The organism is Kosakonia sp. 1610 (assembly GCF_050435845.1).
GTDB classification, from domain to species: Bacteria; Pseudomonadota; Gammaproteobacteria; order Enterobacterales; family Enterobacteriaceae; genus Kosakonia; species Kosakonia cowanii.
The window spans coordinates 1-25,661 of sequence record NZ_JBNDKZ010000009.1 but is presented as its reverse complement, the minus strand read 5'-3'; the positions used below and the strand labels follow the sequence as shown (position 1 = coordinate 25,661).

23 protein-coding genes and 1 other RNA gene are annotated in these 25,661 nt (G+C 54.1%); 11 read left to right on the top strand and 13 right to left on the bottom strand.

Going from position 1 to position 25,661, the window contains the following annotated elements; genetic code table 11:
- Positions 1-107: 107 nt before the first annotated feature.
- Both ABIC80_RS19825 and ABIC80_RS19820 read left to right on the top strand, forming a co-directional pair.
- A complete protein-coding gene (locus ABIC80_RS19825) occupies positions 108-761 on the top strand; it encodes an NAD(P)H-binding protein (RefSeq protein WP_270221572.1) in 654 nt (217 codons plus the stop codon).
- A gap of 54 nt (positions 762-815) precedes the next feature.
- On the top strand, positions 816-1,853 hold the full coding sequence (locus tag ABIC80_RS19820) for a permease (RefSeq protein ID WP_429178389.1): 1,038 nt from the start codon (positions 816-818) through the stop codon (positions 1,851-1,853).
- Between the two features lie 46 nt (positions 1,854-1,899).
- Here the strand turns inward: ABIC80_RS19820 and dolP are convergent, their stop codons facing one another.
- From dolP to ABIC80_RS19800, 4 genes are read right to left on the bottom strand one after another with little or no spacing between them, the layout of a single operon-like run.
- Complete coding sequence (dolP, locus tag ABIC80_RS19815) at positions 1,900-2,475, bottom strand: division/outer membrane stress-associated lipid-binding lipoprotein (RefSeq protein ID WP_023480922.1); 576 nt, start codon at positions 2,473-2,475, stop codon at positions 1,900-1,902.
- A gap of 9 nt (positions 2,476-2,484) precedes the next feature.
- The gene (gene diaA, locus ABIC80_RS19810) at positions 2,485-3,075 is read right to left on the bottom strand and encodes a DnaA initiator-associating protein DiaA (protein WP_023481027.1); all 591 of its coding nucleotides are present in this window, start codon (positions 3,073-3,075) and stop codon (positions 2,485-2,487) included.
- 22 nt (positions 3,076-3,097) lie between these two features.
- Positions 3,098-3,493, bottom strand: coding sequence for a YraN family protein (locus ABIC80_RS19805; protein ID WP_023480805.1), 396 nt, complete (start codon positions 3,491-3,493; stop codon positions 3,098-3,100).
- The gene (locus tag ABIC80_RS19800) at positions 3,451-5,610 is read right to left on the bottom strand and encodes a penicillin-binding protein activator (RefSeq protein WP_200134838.1); all 2,160 of its coding nucleotides are present in this window, start codon (positions 5,608-5,610) and stop codon (positions 3,451-3,453) included. The genes ABIC80_RS19805 and ABIC80_RS19800 overlap by 43 nt, the downstream gene beginning before the upstream one ends.
- Before the next feature lie 62 nt (positions 5,611-5,672).
- Here ABIC80_RS19800 and rsmI point away from each other — a divergent pair, with 62 nt between their 5' ends.
- Both rsmI and ABIC80_RS19790 read left to right on the top strand, forming a co-directional pair.
- A complete protein-coding gene (gene rsmI / locus ABIC80_RS19795) occupies positions 5,673-6,533 on the top strand; it encodes a 16S rRNA (cytidine(1402)-2'-O)-methyltransferase (protein WP_023480862.1) in 861 nt (286 codons plus the stop codon).
- 5 nt (positions 6,534-6,538) lie between these two features.
- Complete coding sequence (locus ABIC80_RS19790) at positions 6,539-6,670, top strand: hypothetical protein (RefSeq protein WP_313276954.1); 132 nt, start codon at positions 6,539-6,541, stop codon at positions 6,668-6,670.
- Between the two features lie 138 nt (positions 6,671-6,808).
- Here the strand turns inward: ABIC80_RS19790 and ABIC80_RS19785 are convergent, their stop codons facing one another.
- The 8 genes from ABIC80_RS19785 to garD form a co-directional block, all read right to left on the bottom strand.
- Positions 6,809-7,582 carry a DeoR/GlpR family DNA-binding transcription regulator gene (locus tag ABIC80_RS19785; RefSeq protein WP_128482050.1) on the bottom strand — a complete coding sequence of 258 codons (774 nt, stop codon included), beginning with the start codon at positions 7,580-7,582 and terminating at the stop codon, positions 6,809-6,811.
- A gap of 110 nt (positions 7,583-7,692) precedes the next feature.
- Positions 7,693-8,736, bottom strand: coding sequence for a galactitol-1-phosphate 5-dehydrogenase (gene gatD / locus ABIC80_RS19780; protein ID WP_429178388.1), 1,044 nt, complete (start codon positions 8,734-8,736; stop codon positions 7,693-7,695).
- Positions 8,737-8,780: 44 nt separating this feature from the next.
- Positions 8,781-10,154, bottom strand: a complete 1,374-nt coding sequence (locus ABIC80_RS19775) for a galactitol-specific PTS transporter subunit IIC (protein ID WP_094422205.1) — start codon at positions 10,152-10,154, stop codon at positions 8,781-8,783.
- A gap of 4 nt (positions 10,155-10,158) precedes the next feature.
- Positions 10,159-10,443 (bottom strand): PTS galactitol transporter subunit IIB, encoded by a 285-nt coding sequence (gene gatB / locus ABIC80_RS19770; protein ID WP_429178387.1) that lies wholly within the window; start codon positions 10,441-10,443, stop codon positions 10,159-10,161.
- 30 nt (positions 10,444-10,473) lie between these two features.
- Complete coding sequence (gene gatA, locus ABIC80_RS19765; protein WP_429178386.1) at positions 10,474-10,938, bottom strand: PTS galactitol transporter subunit IIA; 465 nt, start codon at positions 10,936-10,938, stop codon at positions 10,474-10,476.
- A gap of 11 nt (positions 10,939-10,949) precedes the next feature.
- Entirely contained in the window at positions 10,950-12,224 is a 1,275-nt protein-coding gene (gene gatZ, locus ABIC80_RS19760) for a tagatose-bisphosphate aldolase subunit GatZ (protein WP_429178385.1), read from the bottom strand.
- A gap of 26 nt (positions 12,225-12,250) precedes the next feature.
- Positions 12,251-13,105 (bottom strand): tagatose bisphosphate family class II aldolase, encoded by an 855-nt coding sequence (locus tag ABIC80_RS19755; protein WP_429178384.1) that lies wholly within the window; start codon positions 13,103-13,105, stop codon positions 12,251-12,253.
- Positions 13,106-13,293: 188 nt separating this feature from the next.
- A complete protein-coding gene (gene garD, locus ABIC80_RS19750) occupies positions 13,294-14,865 on the bottom strand; it encodes a galactarate dehydratase (protein WP_429178382.1) in 1,572 nt (523 codons plus the stop codon).
- A 419-nt stretch (positions 14,866-15,284) separates the two neighbouring features.
- Here garD and ABIC80_RS19745 point away from each other — a divergent pair, with 419 nt between their 5' ends.
- The 7 genes from ABIC80_RS19745 (at position 15,285) to ABIC80_RS19715 (ending at position 23,004) form a co-directional block, all read left to right on the top strand.
- Positions 15,285-16,619, top strand: a complete 1,335-nt coding sequence (locus ABIC80_RS19745; RefSeq protein WP_200134844.1) for an MFS transporter — start codon at positions 15,285-15,287, stop codon at positions 16,617-16,619.
- A gap of 26 nt (positions 16,620-16,645) precedes the next feature.
- Positions 16,646-17,416, top strand: a complete 771-nt coding sequence (gene garL / locus ABIC80_RS19740; RefSeq protein ID WP_023480795.1) for a 2-dehydro-3-deoxyglucarate aldolase — start codon at positions 16,646-16,648, stop codon at positions 17,414-17,416.
- A 30-nt stretch (positions 17,417-17,446) separates the two neighbouring features.
- A complete protein-coding gene (gene garR, locus ABIC80_RS19735) occupies positions 17,447-18,337 on the top strand; it encodes a 2-hydroxy-3-oxopropionate reductase (RefSeq protein WP_023480910.1) in 891 nt (296 codons plus the stop codon).
- 102 nt (positions 18,338-18,439) lie between these two features.
- Complete coding sequence (gene garK / locus ABIC80_RS19730) at positions 18,440-19,585, top strand: glycerate 2-kinase (protein WP_312277574.1); 1,146 nt, start codon at positions 18,440-18,442, stop codon at positions 19,583-19,585.
- 32 nt (positions 19,586-19,617) lie between these two features.
- An RNA gene (gene rnpB, locus ABIC80_RS19725) (RNase P RNA component class A) lies at positions 19,618-19,996 on the top strand.
- Positions 19,997-20,285: 289 nt separating this feature from the next.
- A complete protein-coding gene (locus ABIC80_RS19720) occupies positions 20,286-21,680 on the top strand; it encodes a tyrosine-type recombinase/integrase (RefSeq protein WP_429178380.1) in 1,395 nt (464 codons plus the stop codon).
- 622 nt (positions 21,681-22,302) lie between these two features.
- Complete coding sequence (locus tag ABIC80_RS19715) at positions 22,303-23,004, top strand: YagK/YfjJ domain-containing protein (protein WP_429178378.1); 702 nt, start codon at positions 22,303-22,305, stop codon at positions 23,002-23,004.
- Between the two features lie 285 nt (positions 23,005-23,289).
- On the opposite strand, the gene ABIC80_RS19710 is transcribed toward ABIC80_RS19715, so the two are convergent.
- Positions 23,290-25,599 carry a DUF4238 domain-containing protein gene (locus tag ABIC80_RS19710; RefSeq protein ID WP_429178411.1) on the bottom strand — a complete coding sequence of 770 codons (2,310 nt, stop codon included), beginning with the start codon at positions 25,597-25,599 and terminating at the stop codon, positions 23,290-23,292.
- Positions 25,600-25,661 lie beyond the last annotated feature (62 nt).

Sequence of the window (25,661 nt, the reverse complement as noted above, 5' to 3'; positions counted from 1 at the left end):
GTTTTGGCTTCAGAAAGGGAGTTTTCCATACTGTAACTCACCAGTAACCGTAAGCCTGGTTCACGAGGCTGACATTGCAAGGCAGATTCGTCTGTAAAGGAGAAGGGATGGAGCGAGTATTAATCACCGGCGCGACCGGTTTAGTAGGCGGGCATCTGTTGCGGTTGCTGATGGCGGAACCAGGCGTCAGCGCCATCTATGCGCCAACGCGTCGCCCGCTGCAAAGTGCCGAAGACGTCATTAATCCGCATGATCCGCAGCTCAGCGATGCGCTGGCGCAGGTCACCGAACCGGTTGATACGGTCTTCTGCTGCCTCGGCACCACGCGGCGCGAAGCGGGCAGTAAAGAGGCGTTTGTGCTGGCCGATTACACGCTGGTGGTGGACACGGCGTTAACTGGTCAGCGGCTGGGTGCCAGGCAACTGCTGGTGGTGAGCTCGATGGGCGCTAATGCGCATTCGCCCTTTTTCTATAACCGGGTGAAAGGGGAGATGGAAGCGGCGCTTATTGCTCAACAGTGGCCATCGTTGACGCTGGCGCGTCCGTCGATGTTGCTCGGGGAGCGCGAGAAAAAGCGCGCTAACGAATCGCTGCTGGCACCGCTTTTTCGTCTGCTGCCGGGTAACTGGAAGTCGATTGCCGCGCAGGATGTCGCCCGCGCGCTGCTGGCCGCTGCGCATTCTGGCGACAATCGCGGCGTTGAGATTATCGAATCGGCCCAGCTGCGGGCGATGGCAGCGCAGAGCCCGTTTGCAAAATAGCAATTCAGGCGTACTATGCCGGGGCTAAAAACTACACTATCCCCGGGGCATGTTATGGCTGGTCAGTCTTCACCTCAGGCGGCGACACCGATCCAATGGTGGAAACCCGCGCTGTTCTTTCTTGTTGTTATTGTTGGTCTCTGGTTCGTGAAATGGCAGCCTTATTACGGCAAAGCCTTCACCGCCGCCGAGACGCACAGCATTGGTAAATCGATTCTCTCCCAGGCTGATGCCAGCCCGTTTAAGGCGGCGCTGGATTACGCCATGGTCTATTTCCTCGCCGTCTGGAAAGCCGCCGTGCTTGGCATACTGCTCGGTTCGCTGATTCAGGTGCTGATCCCGCGTGACTGGCTGCTGCGCACGCTCGGACAGCAGCGCTTTCGCGGCACGCTGCTCGGCACACTCTTCTCTTTACCGGGCATGATGTGCTCCTGCTGCGCGGCACCCGTTGCGGCCGGTATGCGTCGCCAGCGGGTTTCGATGGGTGGTGCGCTCGCCTTCTGGATGGGTAACCCGCTGCTTAACCCGGCCACGCTGGTGTTTATGGGCTTTGTCCTCGGCTGGCACTTCGCCGCCATTCGCCTGGTGGCAGGGCTGGTGACGGTGCTTGGCGTTGCCATGATCGTGCAGACCGTGGTTAAAGAGAGCCCGCAGCAGGCGGAAGCCGTGGATATCACGCTGCCGGAGCCGCAGGGCAGCTTTATGTCGCGCTGGGGCCGGGCGCTGTGGCAGCTCTTCTGGAGCACTATCCCGGTCTATATTCTCGCCGTGCTGGTACTTGGCGCAGCGCGCGTCTGGCTCTTCCCCCATGCCGATGGCGCGGTGGATAACACGGTATTGTGGGTAGTGGCAATGGCGATTGCCGGCTGTCTGTTTGTCATTCCAACGGCGGCTGAGATCCCGATTGTGCAGACCATGATGCTGGCGGGAATGGGCATGGCGCCTGCGCTGGCGCTGTTGATTACGCTGCCGGCGGTAAGCCTGCCATCGCTGGTGATGCTGCGCAAATCCTTCCCGGCAAAAGCCCTGTGGCTGACCGCCGCGCTGGTGGCGGTGTGCGGAATGTTGACCGGCTTTGTCGCGCTGGTTTAACGCGTGAAGTGAAAGAAAAAAGCCCGGTTGATACCGGGCTTTTTCATTATTTGAGCAGGGTAAAGGCGGTGGTGACGTGCTTGACGCCGCTGACCCGGCTGGCGATATCCGCCGCGGCCTGGCCTTCACGTGCGGTCACCAGACCCATCAGGAACACTTCGCCGTTCTCGGTGGTGACTTTCACGTTAGAGGATTTCACCTGGTCGCTGCCGAGCAGCTGCGAGCGCACTTTGGTGGTGATCCAGGTATCGGAAGAAGCCGTTCCCAGACCAATCGGCTGGCCCGGACGGATCTCGTTAAAGACTTCCGTTGCGCCTTCCACGCCGATGGCAATCTGTTTCGCCCGTGAAGAGAGTTCGGTATTCGGCGCCTGGCCGGTCAACAGCACTTTCCCCTGATAGGCGGTGACGTTAACACGCGCCTCTTTCTTCAGCTGCTGATCTTTCGACAGTGCGCTGTTGACGCGCAGCTCCAGGGTGCCGTCATCCACCTGGGTGCCAACGGTGCGGGGATCCGTCGCGGCTTTGGTGCCAACGGCGGCAGACCCGACCACCACTGCGCCAACGCAACCCTGTAGCAGCAGTGCGGAAATAAGGACTGCGAGGGGCGTAAATGCCTTCATGTGTACTCCTTAATCATCCTGGTGAGGAAAAAGCGTGTTATCAATCAAATCGCACAAGCAATTCACCGTCAGCATGTGCATCTCCTGGATGCGCGCGCTGCGGTGAGAAGGAATACGAATTTCCACATCCTGCGGGCCCAGCAGGCCAGCCAGCTCGCCGCCGTCATAACCGGTCAGCGCGATGATCGACATATCGCGCGTCACGGCCGCTTCCACGGCTTTTACGATATCGCGGCTGTTGCCCCGGGTGGAGATCGCCAGCAAAATGTCGCCGTTATGGCCCAGGGCGCGCACCTGCTTGGCATAAATCTCGTCATGCAGACGGTCATTCGCTATCGCGGTTAAGACCACATTATCGGTATTAAGTGCAATGGCAGGTAAACTGGGGCGCTCTGTTTCAAAACGGTTGATCATGCTGGCAGCAAAATGCTGTGCGTTGGCGGCGGAGGTGCCGTTGCCACAACAGAGGATTTTGTTGCCGTTGAGCAGGGAGTGCACCATTGTCATGGCTGCGCGGGAAATCGCATCGGGCAGCGCTTCCGCAGCTGCAATTTGAGTTTGAATGCTTTCCGTAAAGCAGACTTTAATTCGTTCGAGCACGGTAATCCCTATGATTGAGCAATTATGCGTGGCCGCCAAAGGCGTTCTGTAGCCACTCAACGTCATTTCCGGTGAAGGCTACCACATCAAACCGGCAATCCACAGTATCAAAACTCCCATTGTGCCGGGCAAGCCACAAATGGGCGGTATGCAGCAGTTTGCGCTGCTTGGCGAGGGTTACGCTGCTTGCCGCGCCGCCAAAACGCGCCGAGGCGCGGTAGCGTACCTCGACGAAGACGGTGGTGCTACCGTGGCGCATAATCAGGTCGATTTCGCCGCCGCGCTCGCGCACGTTGGCGGCGATAAAACGCAATCCCTTGCTCTGCAGAAAACGGCGCGCCTCCATCTCCCAGGCGTCGCCGCTCTGTTTGCGGGTTAGTTTGCCGGGACGATCTGCCCCTGCTGGTATTTGAGCCATGACAACTTCCTGTTGATCACGCAATCCTGGGTGGCGGTGAGATCGCCGGTGTTGCCGTTCAGCTCAAAGCCCGGCACCTGACGCATTTGCGAGAAGTTATTCGCCAGCGACCAGGCATCCGCGCCCATCGCGTAGAGACGCGCCAGCGAGTAGTCGTTATTCACACTGCGCAATGCTTGCTGCATTAGGGAAGGATTCGCACCTGCGAGCATCGGGATCTCATTGTATTGCAGCCCTTCCATCTCAAGGCGGAAGTCCGGCCCTGCGCCGCCCTGCGCGCTGCGCGAGCTGGCGTAGAGCATCACACCGCTCTGGCTACCGGTGCGCAGGGTGATCATCGGTTTGATCAGCGCAATTTCATCCTGCGTCGCCAGAATATAAACCGCATCAACTTTGCCGCCGCCGCTAATCTGCGCGTCGCTCGGCGGTGCCGGAATATTGAGGCCGCCAATGGTCACGCCCTGCTGCTGCGGCAGGCTGGCGGAGACCGGGCTGCCGGTCATTGAGATGCCGGAGCGGCCATTCAGCCCCATACGCAGCTCGGCGGTGGAACCAAACTTCTGCGCCAGCACAACGCCGCCGCCGATTTTCTGCCACTCGTCAGCAAACGCGGTGCTGACGCGATCGCCCAGTGCGCTGCGCGGGATCAGCAGCAGCGGTGCCTGACGCCCCTGATCGTGAATATGGCGCGCCGCGTCTCGGGCTTCATCTTCCGGCGACAGGGCGAAGTAGCAGATGTTCGGGCGGTTCTCAACCTGCTCCGGCTGGTTAAGCGCCAGCACATTGAGCGTGGTATGGCTGCGCATCAGCTCTTCAACGTGGTTTTTCAACAGCGGGCCAACGACGATGCTTGCGCCATCCTGCTGCACCTGGTTGAGGATCTGATCCATCGGCTGCGCGCTGGTGTCGTAGATTTTCAGCTCCGCGCCGGCGTTAGATTGTGCGGTAACAGCGACGGGCTGAGAGGTTGTGGTTTGTGGTGGCGTCGCCGCAGGTGTTTGCTGCGCGCTTTCAGCAGGCTGCTGGTTATTGGCGGCTGGCTGCTGTGCATTTTCCGCAGGCTGCGTTTCATCGGCAGGGGCGCTTTGCGCCGCGCTATCCGGTGCCTGTACCGGCTGGGCATTCGGTGCAGCAACGTTCGGCTGTGCCTCGCCACTGGTCAGGTCGGCAACATTCGCCTGCGAAGGGCTGACCACGTCAGAGGTGGCGGCCTGCGCCACCTGCTGCGGAACCGCCGGGCCGGAGACCGGGGAAGCGCCGTTTTTCGCCGCTTCAAAACCCTGCTGAATAGCGCGACCAAACACCGCCGCCTGGCCGTTTAACGGCAGCAGCAGGGCGATTTTACTGGTCGATGCCGGTTTGAAATTTTGCAGATTGGAGAGCTGAGTCGGCAGCATTTTCGCCGCCGGGTTCTGCGGGTAGCGGGTCTGCCAGTCGCTGATGCCAGCTTTGAGCATTTTGGCATCGTTGCGGTTGTCGAACCACATACGCTGCAGATCGAGCCAGCCCTGTAGGGTCACTTCATCGGCGTTGATCACCAGCGTTCTCGCCTGATCCTGGGTCATGGAGGAGAGCGCCTGCCAGGTGGCATCAATATTTTTCTGCTGCTCTTCCGGCGTCGTCAGCAGCGGCTGGCGGGCGATAAGGGCGCGCAGCAGCGTCAGGGAGGGTTTACCCTGCGCGGCGGCAATGGCGATCTGCCAGTAACGCGCCTGCTGGTTCTTCTCAAGCTCAGCGGGATCGATCTTATCAAGCAGCGCCTGCGCACCGGCTACATCACGCTGCGCCAGCTTCATTTCGGCGGCGAGCAGCGCGTACTCTTTACGCTGCGTATCGTTCAGATCCTGTGGCAGCTGACCAAACAGCTCGTTGGCGTGCTGGGTTTTGCCCTCTTTGAGCAGTGCACGAATGGCGAGTAATTGCCAGTTGGTCTTGCTATCATCTGTGCTTTGCTGCATCTGATGCAGGTAGTAGGCAGAATCAGCCTGCGCTGAGCCCTCCATATGCGAGGTGCTCTGGTCTGTTGACTGTGTGCCGCAGCCCGCGAACAGCAGGGCGGCCAGCACCACAGGCAGGCAGCGCGTGGCTTTCGAACGAAGAAATTTTGACGGTAGCATACTGTATCCAGTGATATTTTTTACGCAGTGCTCAATATTAAATCGGCAATACGGATGAAACAATGAAACAACACGAATCGGCGGAGAATTCTCAAGGTCAGCTTTACATTGTACCTACTCCCATCGGGAATTTGGCTGATATTACCCAACGCGCGTTAACCGTGTTGCAAGACGTTGATTTAATTGCCGCTGAGGATACCCGCCACACCGGTTTACTGCTGCAACATTTCGCCATCAACGCGCGGATGTTTGCCCTTCACGACCATAACGAGCAGCAAAAAGCGCAAATGCTGGTGGCGAAGCTGAAAGAAGGGCAGAACATTGCCCTCGTCTCGGATGCGGGCACGCCGCTGATTAACGATCCCGGCTATCACCTGGTGCGTACCTGCCGCGAAGCCGGCATTCGCGTTGTGCCGCTCCCCGGCCCCTGCGCGGCGATTGCCGCCCTCAGTGCGGCAGGGTTGCCCTCCGATCGCTTCTGTTACGAAGGCTTTCTCCCGGCGAAATCAAAAGGCCGCCGCGACGCGCTTAAAGCGATTGAGGCCGAGCCGCGCACGCTGATCTTCTACGAATCGACCCATCGCCTGCTGGAGAGCCTGGAGGATATGGTTGCGGTTTGGGGGCCGTCCCGTTACGTGGTGCTGGCGCGCGAGCTGACCAAAACCTGGGAGAGCATTCAGGGCGCGCCGGTCGGCGAGCTGCTGGCATGGGTGAAAGAGGATGAGAACCGCCGTAAAGGCGAGATGGTGCTGATTGTCGAAGGCCATAAAGCGCAGGAGGATGCGCTACCCGCCGATGCGCTGCGCACGCTGGCGCTGCTGCAAGCCGAACTGCCGCTGAAAAAAGCCGCCGCGTTGGCCGCAGAGATCCACGGCGTGAAGAAAAACGCCCTCTATAAATACGCGCTGGATAACCAGGGGTAACACCGATGAGCCGCTATGTGCCTCCCTTTACCATCACCGCCGCGATCCTCAATCAGGTCGTTGAGATAGCGGAGTTGATAGAGGGGCTTAATCCGTCATTTACCTTGTCGGATAACCTGTCGGAAGAGATGTCGTAACAAATCTCCTCCTTTAGCGAGGCGGAGCGCTACCTGCAATCGTTACAGCAAAAGGGAAAGTTGCTACGTGTCGGTGCGAAGAAAGGGGGCCGCTGGCAGGTAACGTGACAGCAGCCCTCTAATAACGCCAGCAGGGTATTAAACCACCCGGAGATCCTTACCCAGTTTTCTCAGTGCCGCTTTCTCTTTCTCACCAATCCCCTCGTCGGTGATCACGCAGTCGATCTTCTCCATCGGCAGTACCTGATTAAAGCCGCGGCGGTTAAATTTGCTGGCATCCACCACTGCCACAACTTTATGCGCCGCCGCTGCCATGACGCTGCTGATGGAGTAGCCTTCATTAAAGGTGGTGATGCCATGGGTCGGATCGATGCCATCTGCACCGACAAACATGATATCGGCGCTGATACCCTGTAGCGATCGCTCTGCAATCGTGCCGTGCATCGAGTGGGTTTTATGCCGCAAGGTGCCGCCACACACTACCAGTGTGATGTCCTTGTTTTCCGACAGGGCAAACGCAGCGGGGAGATTGTTGGTAATAACGGTGATATTGCTTTTTTTCGCCAGCGCTTCGGCAATCAGCATGGTGGTGCTGCCGCTGTCGAGGATAATCGTCATCCCCTCATCGATCATGGCCGCTGCTGCCTGAGCGATACGCTTCTTCGGATCGCTCGCCAGTTTGTAGCGATCTTCCAGCACCACTTCCTGATTTTCGCTGTCGAGCATATAGCTGCCCGGTTTCGCTGCGCCGCCGTGAAAGCGCGTCACCAGGCCTTTCTCTTCCAGCAGTCGGAGATCGGCGCGGATAGTCACTTCTGAAATCCCAAAGCTATTCGAGAGGTCAATGACCAGCACACTTCCCTGCGCATTCACCAGATCGACGATCTTGTTCCTTCGTTCAAATGAGTTCATCTTGATTTGCCTGCGAATTAACTCCCCGTAGTGTAATCGAAGGTTTGTGAAACGTGAACGTTAACTTTCGAAAGGAAATGTGAGCCAGCGCAGGTTGCTGGCTCTGTCGCTTAATCAAGGCGCAGCAATATTTTTCCCTGCATCGGTTTGCCATTCAGCGCCTGTACCGCGCGCGCGTAGCTTTCGGGGCCACCGCGATGAGCAATCAGCGGCTCAAGGGCGAGACGTTTTTCCGCAAGCAGACGCGCCGCAGTATGCCACTCCTCTCCGGGCCAGGGGCCGGAGTAGTTCATCCAGCTGCCGATAAGCGTCAGCTCTTTGCGCAAAATCAGCCCAAATATCGTGGCGGTAAGCGTAAGGTCGTGATGGAGCGTCCCCACCAGCGCCACCTGTGCACGCGGCCCGGCAATTTCGATAGCCAGCGAGACCGTTTGTGGCGTACCCGCGGTTTCCAGCACAAGCTGATCGAAGCTCTCTGCTTCCAGCCCGGCGAGGATGTCAGCCGCGCTCTGCTCGCGGCTGTTAAAGGTACGGGTGGCGCCAAGCGCGGTGGCCAGCGCTAATTTTTCAGGGTTGATATCAATGGCGGTGACGCTTCTTGCCCCTAAGGCTCGTGCGCACTGCATTGCCAACAGCCCGATAGTGCCAGCCCCGACGATCACCACGTTTTTATCTTTACAGCCGCCAGCGAGTTGAAACGCGTGCAGGCCAACGGTTATCGGTTCAATAAACGCCCCATCTTCAATGGGCAGATCCGCAGGTAAGCGAACCAGGTTGGGCCGCTTAACGACAATGTATTCGGCATTGCCGCCGTCACAGCGCGAGCCGATAAACTGGTAGCGTTTGCACAGCGAGTAGTACTCCCGGTGGCAGGCAGGACAGTCAAAGCAGGGCAGCAACGGCACGCAGGCTACGGCGTCGCCAGTGTGCAGATCGGTGACCGCCGGGCCGCAGGCTTCGACATAACCGCTGAACTCATGCCCAAGGGTAATGGGGTAGAAATGCGCGCCGTTAGCGAAGATGCGCGGAATATCTGAGCCGCACAGGCCGGAGCTGACTACTCTCACCTTCACCTCATCCTCATGCTGCAACTGGGGTTCGGGGCGATCTTCAACGCAGATGTTGCCCTCAGCATGAATAACCACTGATTTCATAACACTCTCCAGGATGTAACGGGGGAGCGAACGCTCCCCAACGATCACGATGCGGGCTGGCTTTCCGGCGTGGCTGCCGCTTTCTCTGCCGCTTTAAAGTGGCGCGCTCTGCGCCAGGTAAGCAGGACACCGGTCAGGTAAATCGCGGCGATAACCACGAAACCGACCAGATTTTGCCAGGTAAAGAGTTGAATGAGCAGCCAGGTGACCGGGGAACCGCCCTGGTCCATCGAGGCCACCATCCCGCCCGCTTTTAGCGCGCCCGCGTTGGCGGCCAGTTGCGTATGCAGGCCGATGGTTTGCGTAGCGATCCACAGGGTCATGCTCATAATAATCACCCCGGAGATCAACGTGCGGAACAGGTTGCCCTGATGCACCGCCACCGCCATCGCCACAAAGAAACCAATGGTTGCCAGGTCACCGAATGGCAGCACCTGGTTACCCGGCACCAGCACCGCAATCAGAATGCTCAGGGGGATAAAGATCAGGCTCGCGGAGACCACCGAGGTATGGCCCAGCAGCAGCGCCGGATCGAGGCCGATCAAAAACTCCTGGGTGCCGAACTTTGCCTGCAGACGTTTACGCGCCTGCTTCGCGATTGGCGTCAGGCCATCCATAATCGGTTTGATTACCCGCGGCATCAGCAGCATGACGGCCGCGGTTTTCACCGCCAGTTGCAGTACGCCTTTCAGGTCATAACCGGCCAGCAGCCCAATCACAATCCCCATCACAAAACCGACGGTGACCGGTTCACCGAACGGCCCAAAGCGCTTCTGAATATCGTCGGCGCTGAAATGGATACGCCTGAGCCCTGGGATTTTCTCAATGAGGGTGTCCACCAGTACGGCAACCGGCCCCAGCCAGGCAGAGGTGCCATGAGGAATGGCGATGCCTTCGAGGCCAAAGAAGTCACGCGTATCTTTGGCAAACCAGTCGCCCAGTTTATAGACGAACGCCGCGTGCGCCGCCACGCCGAGGATGCCAATCCAGTAAGAGCCGGTAGCGAGATGCAGCATTGCGCCGGTAAAGGTCATGTGCCAGATATTCCAGATATCCACGTTGACCACGCGCGTCATGCGCGTTACTAGCATGATGATATTCACGGCGATAGCGACAGGGATGGCAACCAGCGCAATTTGCGATGCCCATGTCATCGGTGACGATCCCGGCCAGCCAACATCAATGACCTGGAGATTGATCTGGAAATGCTCCGCCATGGCTTTCGCCGCCGGGCCGATGGAGTCGAGCATCAGACCGATCACCAGGCCAATGCCGACAAAGCCGATGCCAATATGCAGACCGGATTTAAAGCAGTCGCCGAGTTTCATCCCCAGCAGCTTCGAGAAAATAATGATCACCACCGGCAGCATAACGGTAGGACCTAAGTCGAGGATATAACGCATTATTTCGCTAAACATAGCGTTACCCCACGAGAATGGTCAGGATTTTTTGCTGTAGCGCCTCAATGCCTACTCCCGAAACGAAGGGCATACCGTGCACAACAGGAATATCGCCGAAGGCGCGATCCACTTTTGCGGTGGTGCAGATGAGAGCCGCGCCGTCCATATAGGTTTCGATCTCATTTACCCGACACTGCACAAGATCGAGTTCGATGTGGTGCGTATCGCACAGCTCTTTGATCTCTTCTGCCGCCATCGTGGAGGTGGCGACCGCACCGCCGCAGGCGACAATCACTTTACGTTTCATAGGGTACTCCTTTTTATTATCAGTATGTTATTAAGCCTGTCCGCACGTTTCAGGCTCCAGGATCGTCTCCCGAAAACATCTCGCCAGATCGTCATCCGCGGCGTTTAGCAGTGCGTCCAGCGTGTTCGGGTTTTGTAGCTCACTAAACAGTTTTCTCAGTAGCGTCAGCTGCGCCGCCGGGTTTTCCACAATCAGAGCAATAATCAGCGATGCGGCAATGTCGCCATCATCATCAGCCTGTTGAAAATAAACCGGTGTGCGCGGACGAATCAGATAGAGCGCCGGGGAGAGGGCGTGGCTCGCCTCGCAGTGGGGGATGGCGAGCCCATGACGCTCCAGCGCGATGCCGGTTGGGTAGTTTTCCTCGCGCGCCAGCAGCGCGGCGGGGTAGCTTGCATGGACGACGCCTTTTGCCAGCATCTCCTCGCCAATGTGTGCCAGCAGTTGCTGGCGCGAGGCAAAATCCACTCCGGTTCGGACAAACAGTTGGCTCATACACACTCCGCTTAACAGGCAGTTTCAGGGGCGCATCCATAGCGATAGGCACGCAATACGTCCTGTATTTTGTCAATAATCAGGCTGCGTGGCGTTGTGACTATCTCGTTTAGCGACGCGCGTTCCAGTTGTAGAGGCATAAACTGGCTAATCAGCCCCAGCGGCAGCCTGACGGTGTCGAGATTCGCGAGCAATTTTTCCACCGCCTGGCGGATGCGCGGGTGGGGCCAGTAGTAGCGGATGCGATCAGAGAGGCTGAAGTGGATATCGACCATCGCCTGGCTCCAGGTGGGGTGGTAATACTTCTTCCAGTAGTCCGGCTCGTTGAGCATCACTTCGTCAATCACCTCCAGCACCCGGCTACGACTCTCCGGAGCAATCAGCTCGTTTTCCATCTGCGCGAGGGCGAAAATCGCTTCGCGCAGGGCAAAGGTCAGCGCCGGGCCAACTTTCAGGATGGCGAAATGATCGCGTACCAGCGCGCGATAGGCGTGGCGGGACTGGTAATCCGTCGAGTGGGCCTCATAGACCATCGGCGTCTGACGGACCCAGCCGGAAAGCGCTTCGGCGGCCTGAGGCTGATAATGAATCACCTGCGTATGATCGAACTCCACGCCGGGCTGAACCACGATGGCGATAACCCGCTTCATCGCTGCTTCCAGCCCCAGCGCCTTGAAGGCGACACGGTGAGTTTCCAGCGTGCGCGCGGCATCTTCCACATGGGTAACGTGCACCGCGCTGATGCTGCTGGCCTCGCCGCCCGGCACCGGTACTTCCGTGCCGATGACATAGGTCAGCGCCTTTTTCTGCGCCTCGCTTGCCGTCTGCTCCGCAGCCAGACACAGGCGCGCAGCGCGCTCTGCCACCACCTGCGGATCCAGCGGAACGGGATCGTCCGCGCAGGACATGGAGGCATCGAGGTGGATCTTGCTAAAACCAGCGGCAACGTAAGCTTCGATCAGCGCGATCGCTTTCTCCATCGCCGCGTCGGCATGTTCGTTCTGCCAGCAGTTGGGCCCGAGATGATCGCCGCCGAGGATCAGCCGCTCCAGCGGGAAGCCGATCTCGCGGGCGATGGCATAGACAAAGTCGCGGAAATCGGCCGGCTGCATGCCGGTATAGCCGCCAAACTGGTTAACCTGGTTGGATGTCGCTTCGATCAGCACGCTGTTATCGGTATGCAAATCGAAGCGCAGCGCGGCTTCAATCACCAACGGATGGGCCGAGCAGACGGAACAGATGCCAAGGTGCTCTCCCGCTTTATGGCGGGCAATAATCTCTTTCACGTGATTCTCCGGTTAAATGGGTGGGCTTACAGCTTCCCTTCACAGCCGCAATCGTGGATGACTTTGCGTACCACCTTTTTCATGGCGGCTTTGGCCGGAACCATGTAGTGGCGCGGATCGCTGGCATTCGGGTGCGAGAGCAGGTACGCCTTAAGCGCGTCGGAAAAGGCGATTTTGAGTTCGGTGGCGACGTTGACCTTGCAGACGCCGAGGCCGATAGCGCGGCGAATATCGGCCGCAGGCAGGCCGGAAGCGCCGTGTAACACCAGCGGAACCTCGACGGCCTGGCGAATCTCTGCCAGCCTGTCGAAATCGAGCTTTGGCTCCTCACTGTAGAGGCCGTGTGCGGTACCGATCGCCACCGCAAGCGAGTCGATACCCGTCTTTTCGATAAAATCCTGCGCCTGCTGCGGATTGGTAAAACGCGTGTCTTTGGCGTCGACGATCAGATCATCCTCCTGACCGCCAAGACGCCCCAACTCCGCCTCAACGCTGACGTCATAGCGATGGCAGAAGTCGGTAACGGTTTTTACCACTGCCACATTTTCCGCGTAGGGGAGATGCGAACCGTCGATCATCACCGAGCGCACCCCGGCGTGTACTTTGCGCTCAATATCGGCAAGCGCTTCATGGTGATCGAGGTGGATCGCCAGCGGTTGGTTGTAGGTTTTTGCCAGATCGGCGGCAATGGCAACAATATTGCCGATCCCGGCGTAGCTAAAGGTCCCTGGTGTACCCGCTACAATCAGCGGTGAGCGCAACTCGGCGGCAGTCTCAACGACAACCTGAAGCGTTTCGAGGTTATGGATATTAAAAGCAGGCACCGCGTAGCCTTCGCGCTGCGCCTTAGTGAGCATGGTTTTGGTGGAAATGATAAACATCCTGCCTCCGAACCCTTTCGTTTATTTTCTTCGAAAGAAGATATAGTCTTTCGGAATGCTTTTTTGTGATTTGAATCGTAAAAGCGAAACTTTCGAAAGGGAGGGAAAGAGAATGAAAGGACGAGGGGCAAAAAAAAGCATGACCGGAGCCATGCTAAGGGTGAGGTTTATACATCTTCTTGCGGGGATCAGGTCACCGGCGCCGGGTTAAACACTGCCAGCTGGTTGTGCAATCCCCATTGATCGGAAAAGGTTTTTTTACGCCCGCTGGCGACATCGAGAATAAAGTGGAACAGCTTCCAGCCCACCTCTTCAATGCTCTCTTCGCCGGTGGCAATAGTGCCCGCATTAATATCCATTAAGTCATACCAGCGGTTTGCCAGCTCGGTACGGGTCGCCATTTTGATCACCGGTACCGCCATCAGCCCATAGGGCGTGCCGCGACCGGTGGTAAAGACCTGCACGGTAATGCCGGAGGCGACCTGCTGGGTGCCGCAGACGAAATCGCTGGCCGGTGTGGCGGCGTAGATCAGGCCGCGTTTGGTCGGGCGCTGGCCTGGGGAGAGCACCTCGGAAATGGCGCTCTTGCCTGATTTGGCAATCGAGCCCAGCGCTTTTTCCACCACGTTAGCCAGCCCGCCTTTTTTGTTGCCGGGCGATGGGTTAGCGCTGCGGTCGGTTTTGCCAAGATCGAGATAGTTATCGTACCAGGCCATCTCTTCCAGTAGGCGTTTGCCCACCTCTTCGTTAATCGCGCGCGGGGTGAGCAGGTGGATAGCGTCACGCACTTCCGTTACTTCCGAGAACATCACCGTGCCGCCGCAACGGATCAGCAGATCGGAAGCAAAGCCCACCGCCGGGTTAGCGGTCACGCCGGAGAAGGCGTCGCTGCCGCCGCACTGCATGCCAACCACCAGTTCCGAAGCCGGGCAGGTTTCGCGTTTACGCTGGTTGAGTTTGATCAGATGCCGCTCGGCGACCTGCAGAATGTCATCCACCATTGAGCGGAAGCCCACATGATGTTCATCCTGCAAACGCACAATGCTGGCGCCGTCAGCCGGGATCGCCTGCACATCATCCGTTCCCTGTAGCAGCCGCTCCGGCTGTAATTTTTCACAGCCGAGGCCAATCACCATCACTTCGCCGCCGAAGTTCGGGTTAAGGGAGATGTTGTGGATAGTGCGAATTGGGATCACCGCCGCCGGGGCGTTAATCGCCACGCCGCAGCCGTAAAGGTGATTAAGGCCGACCACGCCGTCAACATTCGGGTATTTTGGCAGCAGATCGCGCTCAATCAGCTTCACCACATAATCCACCACCCCGGCCACGCAGTGCACGCTGGTGGTTAAGCCGAGCAGATTTTTCGTGCCGACGCTGCCATCCGCGTTGCGGTAGCCTTCGAAGGTATACCCCTCCAGTGGCGGCAAGGGTTCGGGCACTTTGGTTGCCAGCGGCAGGGTGTTGAGCGGAGGGGCCGTCGGCAGCTCAACGAGGGATTCCTCGATCCAGCTGCCGCGCGGGATCGGGCGCACGGCATAGCCGATCACTTCGCCATAGCGCACGATCTCGCCGTGATGAGGAATATCGACCAGCGCAACTTTATGCCCCTGCGGAATATGCTCAGTCAACTCCAGACCATCCGGGAAGCGGGTACCGGCTTTTAAGCCGTTGTCGTTAACGATAATCGCGACATTATCGGTGTCGTGAACCTTAATATAAAACGCGCCAGGCATTTGCTCTCTTATTTGAATGTCGGACATTATTAATTTATCTCCCGCTCACTGTACGCTGCATCACTCACAATAGAGAAACCAGATCTTTACTCTGTAATTAATATCAGCAAGAAAAGTCTTGTTTACTGGAAATAAGAATGTCAGGAGTTCAATTATTAAAATGTGACGCATATCACTTATTAACGCCGGGCCGCACGCTGCGCGGCGGCATAATGCAAGAAGTGTGCATCAGCGCCCAGCTTTATGGGCATATGCTCAAAATAATCTTTTTAAATAGTTAAAAAATTGAGCAAGGTTACAATGTGTGCTCTCCCGGCGCTGCTTATACTGAGGGCTAATTAAATCTCTGTATCTGTTATCTGAATTAACTCTACGTCGTTAAATACCATCAGATAAACCACCCAAATAAATATATTTAAAAGTTAGCGGTGTCCGAGGAAATTAAAATGGCTATTGAACAAACCGTCGAAGCAAAACGGGCGATTCCTACCCGTTATTTAATTTTGCTGATTATATTTATTGTCACCGCAGTCAACTACGCTGACCGTGCCACGCTCTCTATTGCCGGAACCGATGTCGCCAAAGAGCTACAACTCGATTCCGTTTCGATGGGTTACATCTTCTCCGCCTTTGGCTGGGCCTACCTGCTGATGCAGATCCCCGGCGGTTGGCTGCTCGACCGCTTCGGCTCCAAACGCGTCTACACCTACAGCCTCTTTTTCTGGTCGCTCTTCACTTTCCTGCAGGGTTTTGTTGATGTGTTCCCGCTCGCCTGGGCCGGGGTGTCGATGTTTATCATGCGCTTTATGCTCGGTTTTTCTGAAGCGCCCTCCTTCCCGGCAAATGCGCGCATCGTTGCGGCATGGTTTCCGGCGAAGGAGCGCGGCACCGCCTCGGCACTCTTTAACTCAGCACAGTACTTCTCGCTGGCGCTCTTCTCGCCGCTGCTCGGTTGGCTGACCTACGCCTGGGGCTGGGAGCACGTCTTTACCGTCATGGGCGCGATCGGTTTTGTGTTGACCTTTGCGTGGGTGAAGTTTGTGCATAACCCAACCGACCATCCGCGTATGACCCGCGAAGAGCTGGAGTACATTGCGGCGAACGGCGCGGTGGTTGATATGGACCACAAAAAAGCGGGCGACGACAAGAAAGCCGGGCCGAAGCTCGATTACATCAAGCAGTTGCTGAGCAACCGCATGATGCTGGGCATCTTCTTTGGGCAGTACTTCCTCAACACCATCACCTGGTTCTTCCTCACCTGGTTTCCCATCTACCTGGTGCAGGAGAAGGGGATGTCGATCCTCAAAGTGGGCTTTGTGGCCTCCATTCCGGCGCTGTGTGGCTTTGTCGGCGGCGTGCTGGGCGGGCTCTTCTCCGATTACCTGATTAAACGTGGCTCATCCCTGACCGTGGCGCGTAAAGTGCCTATCGTGATGGGGATGCTGCTGGCCTCCAGCATTATCCTCTGTAACTACACCGACAACACCGCGCTGGTGGTCGCGCTGATGGCGCTGGCCTTCTTCGGCAAAGGTTTTGGTGCGCTCGGCTGGCCGGTGATTTCCGACGTCGCGCCGAAAGAGATTGTCGGCCTGTGCGGCGGCGTGTTTAACGTCTTTGGTAATGTGGCCTCTATCGCGACGCCGCTGGTTATCGGCTACATGGTAAAAGAGTTGCACTCCTTCAACGGTGCGCTGGTATTCGTCGGCTGTTCAGCCCTGATGATGATGGTCTGTTACCTGTTTGTCGTCGGCGACATCAAACGTATGGAACTGAAGAAATAAGCACCAACACATTTAAGGTACAAAAGATGACTAACGATATCTTCCCTAACAAATTCAAGGCCGCGCTGGCCGCGCAGCAGGTTCAGATTGGCTGCTGGTCTGCGCTGGGTAGCCATATCAGCACGGAAGTGCTGGGGCTGGCGGGTTTCGACTGGCTGCTGCTTGATGGCGAACACGCGCCCAATGACGTGCTCACTTTTGTACCGCAGCTGATGGCGCTCAAAGGCAGCGTCAGCGCGCCGGTTGTACGCGTGCCGACCAACGATGCGGTGATCATTAAGCGCCTGCTTGATATCGGTTTCTATAACTTCCTGATTCCCTTCGTCGAGAGTGAAGAGGATGCGCTGCTGGCCGTGGCGGCGACCCGCTATCCGCCGGAAGGCATTCGCGGCGTCTCCGTATCGCACCGCGCCAATATGTTCGGCACCGTGCCGGACTACTTCCGCCAGTCCAACGCCAATATCTCCATTCTGGTGCAGATAGAGAGCCAGGCGGGCGTCGATAACCTTGACGCGATCCTCTCGACCGACGGCGTGGACGGCGTGTTTGTCGGGCCAAGTGACCTGGCGGCGACGCTCGGTTACCTCGGCAACGCTGCGCACCCGGAAGTGCAACGCACCATTCAACATATTTTCGCCCGCGCGAAGGCACACAACAAACCGAGCGGCATCCTGGCGCCGGTTGAGGCGGACGCGCGTCGTTACCTGGAGTGGGGCGCGACCGTGGTTGCCGTCGGCAGCGATCTGGGCGTATTCCGTGCGGCGACGCAGCGACTCGCCGACGCCTTTAAAAAATAACCTCACCACCTGAAAGAGAGAGACGCAATTATGACGATGAAAGTCGGTTTCATTGGCCTCGGCATCATGGGTAAACCCATGAGTAAAAACCTCATCAAAGCCGGTTACTCACTGGTGGTCGTCGACCGCAACAGTGACGCGGTGGGCGAGCTGGTCGCCGCCGGAGCAGAAACCGCGAGCAATGCCAAAGCCATTGCCGAGCAGTGTGATGTCATCATCACCATGCTGCCGAACTCGCCGCATGTCAAAGAGGTGGCGCTGGGTGAAGGCGGCATTATTGAAGGGGCGAGAGCGGGCACGGTGCTGATCGACATGAGCTCCATTGCGCCGTTGGCAAGCCGTGAAATCAGCGAAGCACTGAAAGCGAAAGGTGTGGAGATGCTGGATGCGCCGGTCAGCGGCGGCGAACCGAAAGCGATCGACGGCACGCTCTCTGTGATGGTTGGTGGCGATAAAGCCGTGTTTGATAAGCACTACGACCTGATGAAAGCGATGGCGGGATCGGTGGTGCATACCGGTGATATCGGCGCGGGCAACGTCACCAAGCTGGCAAACCAGGTGATTGTGGCGCTTAACATTGCCGCGATGTCGGAAGCCTTAACCCTGGCGACGAAAGCGGGCGTTAACCCGGATCTGGTCTTCCAGGCGATCCGCGGTGGCCTTGCGGGCAGTACGGTGCTGGAGGCAAAAGCGCCGATGGTGATGGATCGCAACTTTAAACCGGGTTTCCGGATCGATCTGCATATCAAAGATCTGGCAAATGCGCTGGATACCTCGCACGGCGTCGGCGCGCAGCTGCCGCTGACCGCGGCGGTGATGGAAATGATGCAGGCGCTGCGCGCCGATGGCATGGGCACCTCCGATCACAGCGCGCTGGCGTGCTACTACGAGAAACTGGCGAAAGTCGAAGTCACTCGTTAATCAGAAAGGGCGCAGGCGCGCCCTTGCTTCTCTTGATATCCACTTCTGCAGGCTTCCTTTCGCGTGCAGGGTGACGTGCGCGGCTTGACCAGGCTCACCACTATGAAAATCGTAATCGCCCCAGACTCTTATAAAGAAAGCCTCTCTGCGACGCAGGTCGCGCAGGCAATAGAAAAAGGATTTCGGGAGATCTTTCCCGATGCGCACTATGTCTCTGTTCCTGTCGCGGATGGCGGTGAAGGTACCGTAGAGGCGATGATCGCCGCCACGCAGGGCACGATGCATACCGCCCGCGTGACCGGCCCGTTGGGCGAGCCGGTTGAGGCCTGCTGGGGAAGCTCGGGCGATGGCGCAACCGCTTTTATTGAGATGGCGGCGGCAAGCGGGCTGGCTCTGGTCGCGCCTCAATTACGTAATCCGTTAATTACCACGTCGCGCGGCACCGGGGAGCTTATTTTGCAGGCGCTGGATAAGGGGGCGAGCAACATTATCATCGGCATTGGCGGCAGCGCGACCAATGACGGCGGGGCCGGTATGGTGCAGGCGCTGGGCGCGCGTCTTATGGATGCTAACGGCAAAGAGATTGGTCATGGCGGCGGAAGCCTGATCGGCCTCAATCATATTGATCTCTCTGGCCTCGATCCGCGCTTGCAGGAGTGTACGATCCGCGTGGCCTGCGATGTGACCAACCCGCTCACCGGCGAGAGCGGCGCATCGCGTATATTCGGCCCGCAAAAAGGGGCGACGGAAGCGATGATCGTCGAGCTGGATCGCAGCCTCGATCACTTCGCCGAGGTGATCAAAAAAGATCTGCATATCGATGTGAAGTGCGTGCCGGGATCGGGCGCGGCGGGCGGTATGGGGGCAGCGTTGATGGCGTTTCTCGGTGCGGAGTTGCGCAGTGGCATTGAGATTGTTACCCAGGCGCTTAATCTTGAGGAGCATATCCACGACTGCACGCTGGTAGTGACGGGCGAAGGGCGCATCGATAGCCAGAGCATTCACGGCAAAGTGCCGGTGGGTGTGGCGCAGGTAGCGAAAAAATACCATAAGCCGGTGATTGGTATCGCCGGCAGTTTGACCAGCGATGTCGGCGTGGTGCATCAGTACGGTATCGACGCGGTGTTCAGTGTGTTGACCACGATTGGCACGCTGGAGGAGGCGTTTCGCGGCGCGTTTGACAACATTTACCGTGCCTCGCGAAATATCGCGGCGACGCTGGCGGTGGGAATGTCGACGGAAGGGTGACACGCGGGCGCAAACCCTCTATACTGCGCGCCGAAGCTGACCAGACAGTCGCCGCTTCGTCGTCGTCCTCTTCGGGGGAGACGGGCGGAGGGGAGGAAAGTCCGGGCTCCATAGGGCAGGGTGCCAGGTAACGCCTGGGAGGCGCAAGCCTACGACCAGTGCAACAGAGAGCAAACCGCCGATGGCCCGCGCAAGCGGGATCAGGTAAGGGTGAAAGGGTGCGGTAAGAGCGCACCGCGCGTCTGGCAACAGTTCGCGGCACGGTAAACTCCACCCGGAGCAAGGCCAAATAGGGGTTCACAAGGTACGGCCCGTACTGAACCCGGGTAGGCTGCTTGAGCCAGTGAGCGATTGCTGGCCTAGATGAATGACTGTCCACGACAGAACCCGGCTTATCGGTCAGCTTCAACTTCTTCTAAAACAATACGTTGGTGTGTCTCAGGCCTTAACAGGTGAAAATGTGACACAGACTGTGATACAAACGAGGCACACCAACGGCTGTTCCATCCCAAATATTCTTAAGCGTGGCAACCGCTATTGCCTCCATTTCAGACTACCTTTAGGTGGATTCTTTCGCGTGTCTCTGGGCTGCGATTCAGCTAGCAGAGCAAGGTTTATATCTTCCCGTCTCTCTGTGTTCATTTCTCTTGTAAAATCGTCCAAGATGGAGCCAGCCCTCCTATTGGACATAGTGCATAAAATGAAGAAATTAGAACAAAAAGACATTGATGATTATTTGCTCAGTATTCAGGCAGCCTTTTATTCCGCAGCAAAAAAGATTCCAGAAACTGTGCGTAGGGGTCTGCGTAGCTCGACTTCATCGATTAGTCAAAAAAGTAACATCACACTCTTAGGGGACGTGCTTGGTGATACTTTCACAACTGATGGTCCACCTTTGTCGGAAGACATTGTTATCGAACATCTTAGCAGGCAGTATGACATTACAGGCATGGTGGATGAGATTGATTGTATAGCAGCAGAATATGACCTCATGTGGAAACATTGCCTTGATGCACATGTAGCCTTTCTCGACTCCCGACATTCCGAATATCGACAGATCCTCAGTTCTTTGCGACCTGAAAGCGGCTATGTAATTGGTCAAGCTGGTAAGTCAGAAGAATCACAAGCCTCTGCGTTGTCACTATCCGAGGCATGGAAGGGATTTGTAAAATTTAAATCGGATTGGACTCCAAAGATACGCCAGGAAAATGAAAAGTATTACGAAGTCATTGAGGCTGTTCTGGGGGCTGATACTATCGTCAATAGTATTACCCGCCGTGATATCAAAAATTTACTCGAGATGGCTGAGGGACTTCCTCAACAGAACAAAAAACCGTACAACAGGATGACTACTCAAGAATGTCTAGATGCGGATGATATCCCTGAAAATGATCTGGTATCCTCAAGAACAGTGAACGGTTATTTAAAGCTATGCCAAGGATTGTTTGCCTACCTTGTCAAAGAAGAAGACGTTCTTGAGTCATCACCAACTAGTAATGTCAAATATGAAGCTAAAAGCCGCAGCTATGGTAACTATAGCCTTACTGAGATGCGAAAGTTGGTGGCGTATTTTACGACGCTTGAGGACTGGAAAAAATGGGTGTTTTTGCTGCTCGCTTATACCGGCGCTCGCCGCTCCGAAATCGCAGCATTGAAAGTTTCGGATATCCGTCTGGATGACGATAGCCAGCGGTACTACATTATGATTCAAGACAGTAAGACTGATGCCGGAATACGACAAATTCCTCTTTCGCTTTGCTTGGTAGATATGGGTTTCTTAAGTTACCTCAAAAACAAAAATCCAGATGCAAGACTTTTCCCTGAAGTTACTAATAAGACTCAGCTCACACGCATTTTTCACGGAATGCGAGAAACGCTGAATATACATTACCTCGATGACTTTAAGCGTCGCCGCATCATTCACAGTTTACGGCATACTTTCATCACTGAAGCTGCGAAAACTAACAATCTGCCACTTGTGCAACGGACGGTCGGACACGAGCTAACTCGCATTGGTCAGACTCAAGTATATATACATGAATTTAACGTTTCTGCTTTGCTTCCGGTTATCGACTGCATTGACTGGCTTAAGTGATAATGATTCTCAATTTGGCGGTTTTATGATAAAATACCCTCTGTAATAAATCATCTTGCAGAGGAAAAATCTTGTATCTCAAATTCAATCTGCCAGCGTTTGCTCCTCCGTCATTGAATGAGCGTAAACGCGTGGCAAGCACTCTGAAGTCAGCAGGATTAACACTTACCACTTCACGTATCAATGTCCTCTACCACCTAACCCGAACCGTTATCCCAAGCACAGCGCTAGAACTTTCAAAGCTTTTAAACGTCCCACTTTCAACTACACACCGCAATTTGTCTATGCTGTCTAAGGCTGGTTTAGCTGATTACATCATCGACCGCTCAGGCGTATCTCGCTGGTTCTTGGTCTCCCCTAACCACGCTAATTTTTGCCCATGCTGTAATCAGGAATACACAAGCGCCAGCTAGGCCCTTGCGAAACATAAAATCCAATGGTAATCTAATAAAAGTTTCTGGTTCAATACAGAAACGTTTCTGAGTAAAAAATTCTGTGATGCCTGTATTCCAACGCCAGAAATGGTGTGGTCTGCTGGGCTTTTTGCGTTTCTGTTTGCTACTGGTTTTTATTAATACCTGTATAAGGATTTACACCTATCTGACACTCTAGAAGGAGGCGTATGCAGCAGTCTGTTTTATCTTTACCCCAATCCATCAATTTAATGACATCTCACCGTGACAACGGTCATTACACTCTGATCCATTCTACAACGTATATCCATAATGGTTTGGCTTACAAGCTTAACCATGATCCGTTAAGTAAACATAGTAGCCCAATACGAAAAGAAATTATCGACAGGTTCATCGATCAGCTACATGCTATGCTGTCACACTACGACGAACTTTTCGCTTTTCGTTTTGACTTATCTGTACCAGAAGGGATGTCCGTTGCTGATAGCAACAAATTGGTTAGTAAGTTATTTACCAAGCTACGTGGTGAGTTTACAGCAAAGGCATGGAATGGTCAGCGAATAACAAACTGTGGATATGGTTGGGGTGGGGAAACTGAAACGGCTAAACAGCTTCATTATCATTGCTGGATTGCTCTACCATACTTTCAAGTTAGAACGGCAGGTTTTGCGGATACAGGTATAGTGGGCCGGATCAATCGTATCTGGTCTGAGCTAACCAATGGAGCTTCTCGTGTCCATGTACCTGACGGTAGATACAGAATCAAAAGAGGTGATCACGGTTCGCTGGTGGACACGGTCGAAAGAATCTCATATATTGCCAAAAACCGTGGGAAGTATTCTACTGGCAAAGGGCAGCAAACATTTTCAGCTTCAAGGGTAAAATTTAAGACGGTTAATACGCTGCATTAAAACCCTTCACAGGAAGCTCTGTAATCAACTTTGAGTCGCCAGCTGCACCATCGCATTACCTACATGCCAAAAAGCTCTCAGGGAGCGATACAGGCTGTTAGACAGGGTTCTTTATTCTACCTCTCAACTTAATATTTAAATAACTGAGCGTTATTCTCATTTGTGTACAATGAATGACCACAGGGCTACTGCTTTCATCGGCGTAGCCCTTTTTGCATTTCTCAGTTATAAACCGAATTAAACATGAGTTCATGTACCATTCTTAAGAAAACTAAGTGGCTATGATTACAAGGTTGTAATGTCAATACCCAAGATTGACCTAACATTATCATCGTATTTAAGACAACTTGAACGGGCCAGCAATCGCTGAACATTCCTATCATAAAACCCTCCATCTGGAGATGATATCATCATATTTTTAAGGACTAATGACTCGTTACCTGTATTTAGCTGTTTGATTAAGTCATTGATGTGAGTGGTGATGAGCTGTATATGTGCTGGTGTACGATTATTTCTCAAAACTGCTTGGTCGACTTCTTTAAGCAGGTTTCTTGTCTTGGAGAATGGTCCTTGGGACTTCGTGAACGTCTCCTCAAACTGAAGATCAAGAGGCACAATATTAAAAGCATTAAGTGCTTTACCCCATGGGAAAGAAGATATACCTTGATTACGGTGTTGTGCGGAATATAATTGTTTCCATCTAGAAATACTATCAGTCACAATAACTGAACCTGTTACTTGGGCTGTAAATAAAGCCATTTCATAATTAGGTCCATTCCGCGACATTATTAATTGCCCACCACTCCCTACTGATGTTTTTTGTAACAGCGTTAGCGGTGATGACTCTGCATTTAGTTCTGATATAGTAATTATATCACTCGCTGACACTTCATCTAAACCAAACTCACTTACAAGGAAATCAACTCTCCTAGCCCTAGGCATAAATGCTGTTGAATTTAGTAAGTCCTCAGTAGCTAACTTGAAATGTCGTTGTAAATCTTGCTTGTGTATAGGCTCATTTCTTTGGCTTCTATCCCTGGCCATGCCTAACATTGCTTGCATGAGTTCAATATCAAATTCGACTGGTTCAGGAATAACATTTATCAAGCCAAGTCCAATAAATGGTTCCATGTGAAGGAAAAACAAGAAATCCTTAAGGGACTGATATTTATATTGCGATGGAGATTTGATGGGGCTAAATTCTGGATTGGTAACATTGGGGTTACATATGGGAGTTTCAATCAAAAACTCATCAAATAATGAAGCTATTGGTAAGGCATTTTCAGTTATGGTTCGGATATCTACAGGCCCAGAATATAAGCCTCGTAATTTCCCATCCGATTTTGGTAGCAGAGCATATATATCTGTATCAGCAGGCCATAAGACTGAATAGAATTCATATATCTTTATAATATCATCTTCGGAAAGATTTCTTCTGACGTCTAACCACGTCTTACCTTTGTTTAGACCCAAAACATCTTTAATGCAAGCGCAAAATGCGAGATTCCTTTCTCTAATACTTAATACATCCCATGATGTACGCAAATTTTCAGCAAGATTAAGGCAGCAGTATTTGTATTTTCTACCACTGCCACATCCACAAATAGAGTTACGACCTATTCGCTCTTTGCTTGTGTTTTTCTGGAGAAATTCGTGTGCGCTAGATGTTCTACCAAATGCATCTTGATAGTGTACTGAGCCATCCTCAAACTTAACATACATTTCTCCTCCAAAACCCATTACCCCATTCAATGATGGTAAAAGCACATGGCGTAATTCAGCCCAATCATTCTTAATATCTTTTTCAGGATGAAGCCAATCTTCCCGACCTGCGGCAATGGATTTGTTAGATCTGCTTTTTATGATGTAGTTTATTTTTTTTACTTCATCATCAGTAAGTTTTCGACTATTAATGAAATTAATAGTATTAACCATACTATTTCTTTGTCGAGTGGCATTAGTTCGTTGCTGAATTGGGTTTATATTTTTTGGATCTTGTGCATACTCAAGATTTGTCAGAATCAAACAGCGATTTTTGTCTAAAGGAAATATTGTTTGTGAGCCTTTAAGCGTAATGTCTGGATCATTAGGATAAATACAAAGTTCAGAATCGGGAGGGCAAGCATAGTTGTAAACAGTTACTGGATGGTCTGAAAGGATGAATTTGGTTTCAGATTCTGATGCTGAAACTAACTCCCGTACTCCCTCGGCCCATAATGTACAATGCATTGTTCTAAGTGATTGCATTTCCATCATAAGTTGGCTTTGATTTAACTCAGAGTATTTGCTTTTAATCCAATCCAAACCTTTAGGTGTTCGTAATTTCTGAGAGTCGATGTACGTAAACAAATCACGAAAACTATTATGCCACTGAGCTTGATCATCTCCGAGAAAAGCTCGAATAGATGTTGAACCATTGTTATCTATAGGGCCAAATAATTGTCGTTCTATGTCATCATTTATTTCAGAGCCCAAAAAAGTTGAGTATAAATCAACCTCATAAAATCGCTGGGTTGGAGTCTGCCATTTTTTTGACTCGACTAACTTTGTCTCTCCTCCGGGTGACCTGCCCCCAGTATTAGATACAACCGTCAGTTAGTAATGTCGGTTTGTTTATCTTCACATTTTTCATTTCGCCACCGTGCTGCAAACTCTGA

Coding starts and splice junctions, on each gene's coding strand:
- ABIC80_RS19825 (WP_270221572.1), top strand. CDS start 108: ATGGAGCGAGTATTAATCACCGGCGCGACCGGTTTAGTAGGCGGGCAT.
- ABIC80_RS19820 (WP_429178389.1), top strand. CDS start 816: ATGGCTGGTCAGTCTTCACCTCAGGCGGCGACACCGATCCAATGGTGG.
- dolP (WP_023480922.1), bottom strand. CDS start 2,475: ATGAAGGCATTTACGCCCCTCGCAGTCCTTATTTCCGCACTGCTGCTA.
- ABIC80_RS19805 (WP_023480805.1), bottom strand. CDS start 3,493: ATGGCTCAAATACCAGCAGGGGCAGATCGTCCCGGCAAACTAACCCGC.
- ABIC80_RS19800 (WP_200134838.1), bottom strand. CDS start 5,610: ATGCTACCGTCAAAATTTCTTCGTTCGAAAGCCACGCGCTGCCTGCCT.
- rsmI (WP_023480862.1), top strand. CDS start 5,673: ATGAAACAACACGAATCGGCGGAGAATTCTCAAGGTCAGCTTTACATT.
- ABIC80_RS19790 (WP_313276954.1), top strand. CDS start 6,539: ATGAGCCGCTATGTGCCTCCCTTTACCATCACCGCCGCGATCCTCAAT.
- ABIC80_RS19785 (WP_128482050.1), bottom strand. CDS start 7,582: ATGAACTCATTTGAACGAAGGAACAAGATCGTCGATCTGGTGAATGCG.
- gatD (WP_429178388.1), bottom strand. CDS start 8,736: ATGAAATCAGTGGTTATTCATGCTGAGGGCAACATCTGCGTTGAAGAT.
- ABIC80_RS19775 (WP_094422205.1), bottom strand. CDS start 10,154: ATGTTTAGCGAAATAATGCGTTATATCCTCGACTTAGGTCCTACCGTT.
- gatB (WP_429178387.1), bottom strand. CDS start 10,443: ATGAAACGTAAAGTGATTGTCGCCTGCGGCGGTGCGGTCGCCACCTCC.
- gatA (WP_429178386.1), bottom strand. CDS start 10,938: ATGAGCCAACTGTTTGTCCGAACCGGAGTGGATTTTGCCTCGCGCCAG.
- ABIC80_RS19755 (WP_429178384.1), bottom strand. CDS start 13,105: ATGTTTATCATTTCCACCAAAACCATGCTCACTAAGGCGCAGCGCGAA.
- garD (WP_429178382.1), bottom strand. CDS start 14,865: ATGTCCGACATTCAAATAAGAGAGCAAATGCCTGGCGCGTTTTATATT.
- ABIC80_RS19745 (WP_200134844.1), top strand. CDS start 15,285: ATGGCTATTGAACAAACCGTCGAAGCAAAACGGGCGATTCCTACCCGT.
- garL (WP_023480795.1), top strand. CDS start 16,646: ATGACTAACGATATCTTCCCTAACAAATTCAAGGCCGCGCTGGCCGCG.
- garR (WP_023480910.1), top strand. CDS start 17,447: ATGACGATGAAAGTCGGTTTCATTGGCCTCGGCATCATGGGTAAACCC.
- garK (WP_312277574.1), top strand. CDS start 18,440: ATGAAAATCGTAATCGCCCCAGACTCTTATAAAGAAAGCCTCTCTGCG.
- ABIC80_RS19720 (WP_429178380.1), top strand. CDS start 20,286: ATGAAGAAATTAGAACAAAAAGACATTGATGATTATTTGCTCAGTATT.
- ABIC80_RS19715 (WP_429178378.1), top strand. CDS start 22,303: ATGCAGCAGTCTGTTTTATCTTTACCCCAATCCATCAATTTAATGACA.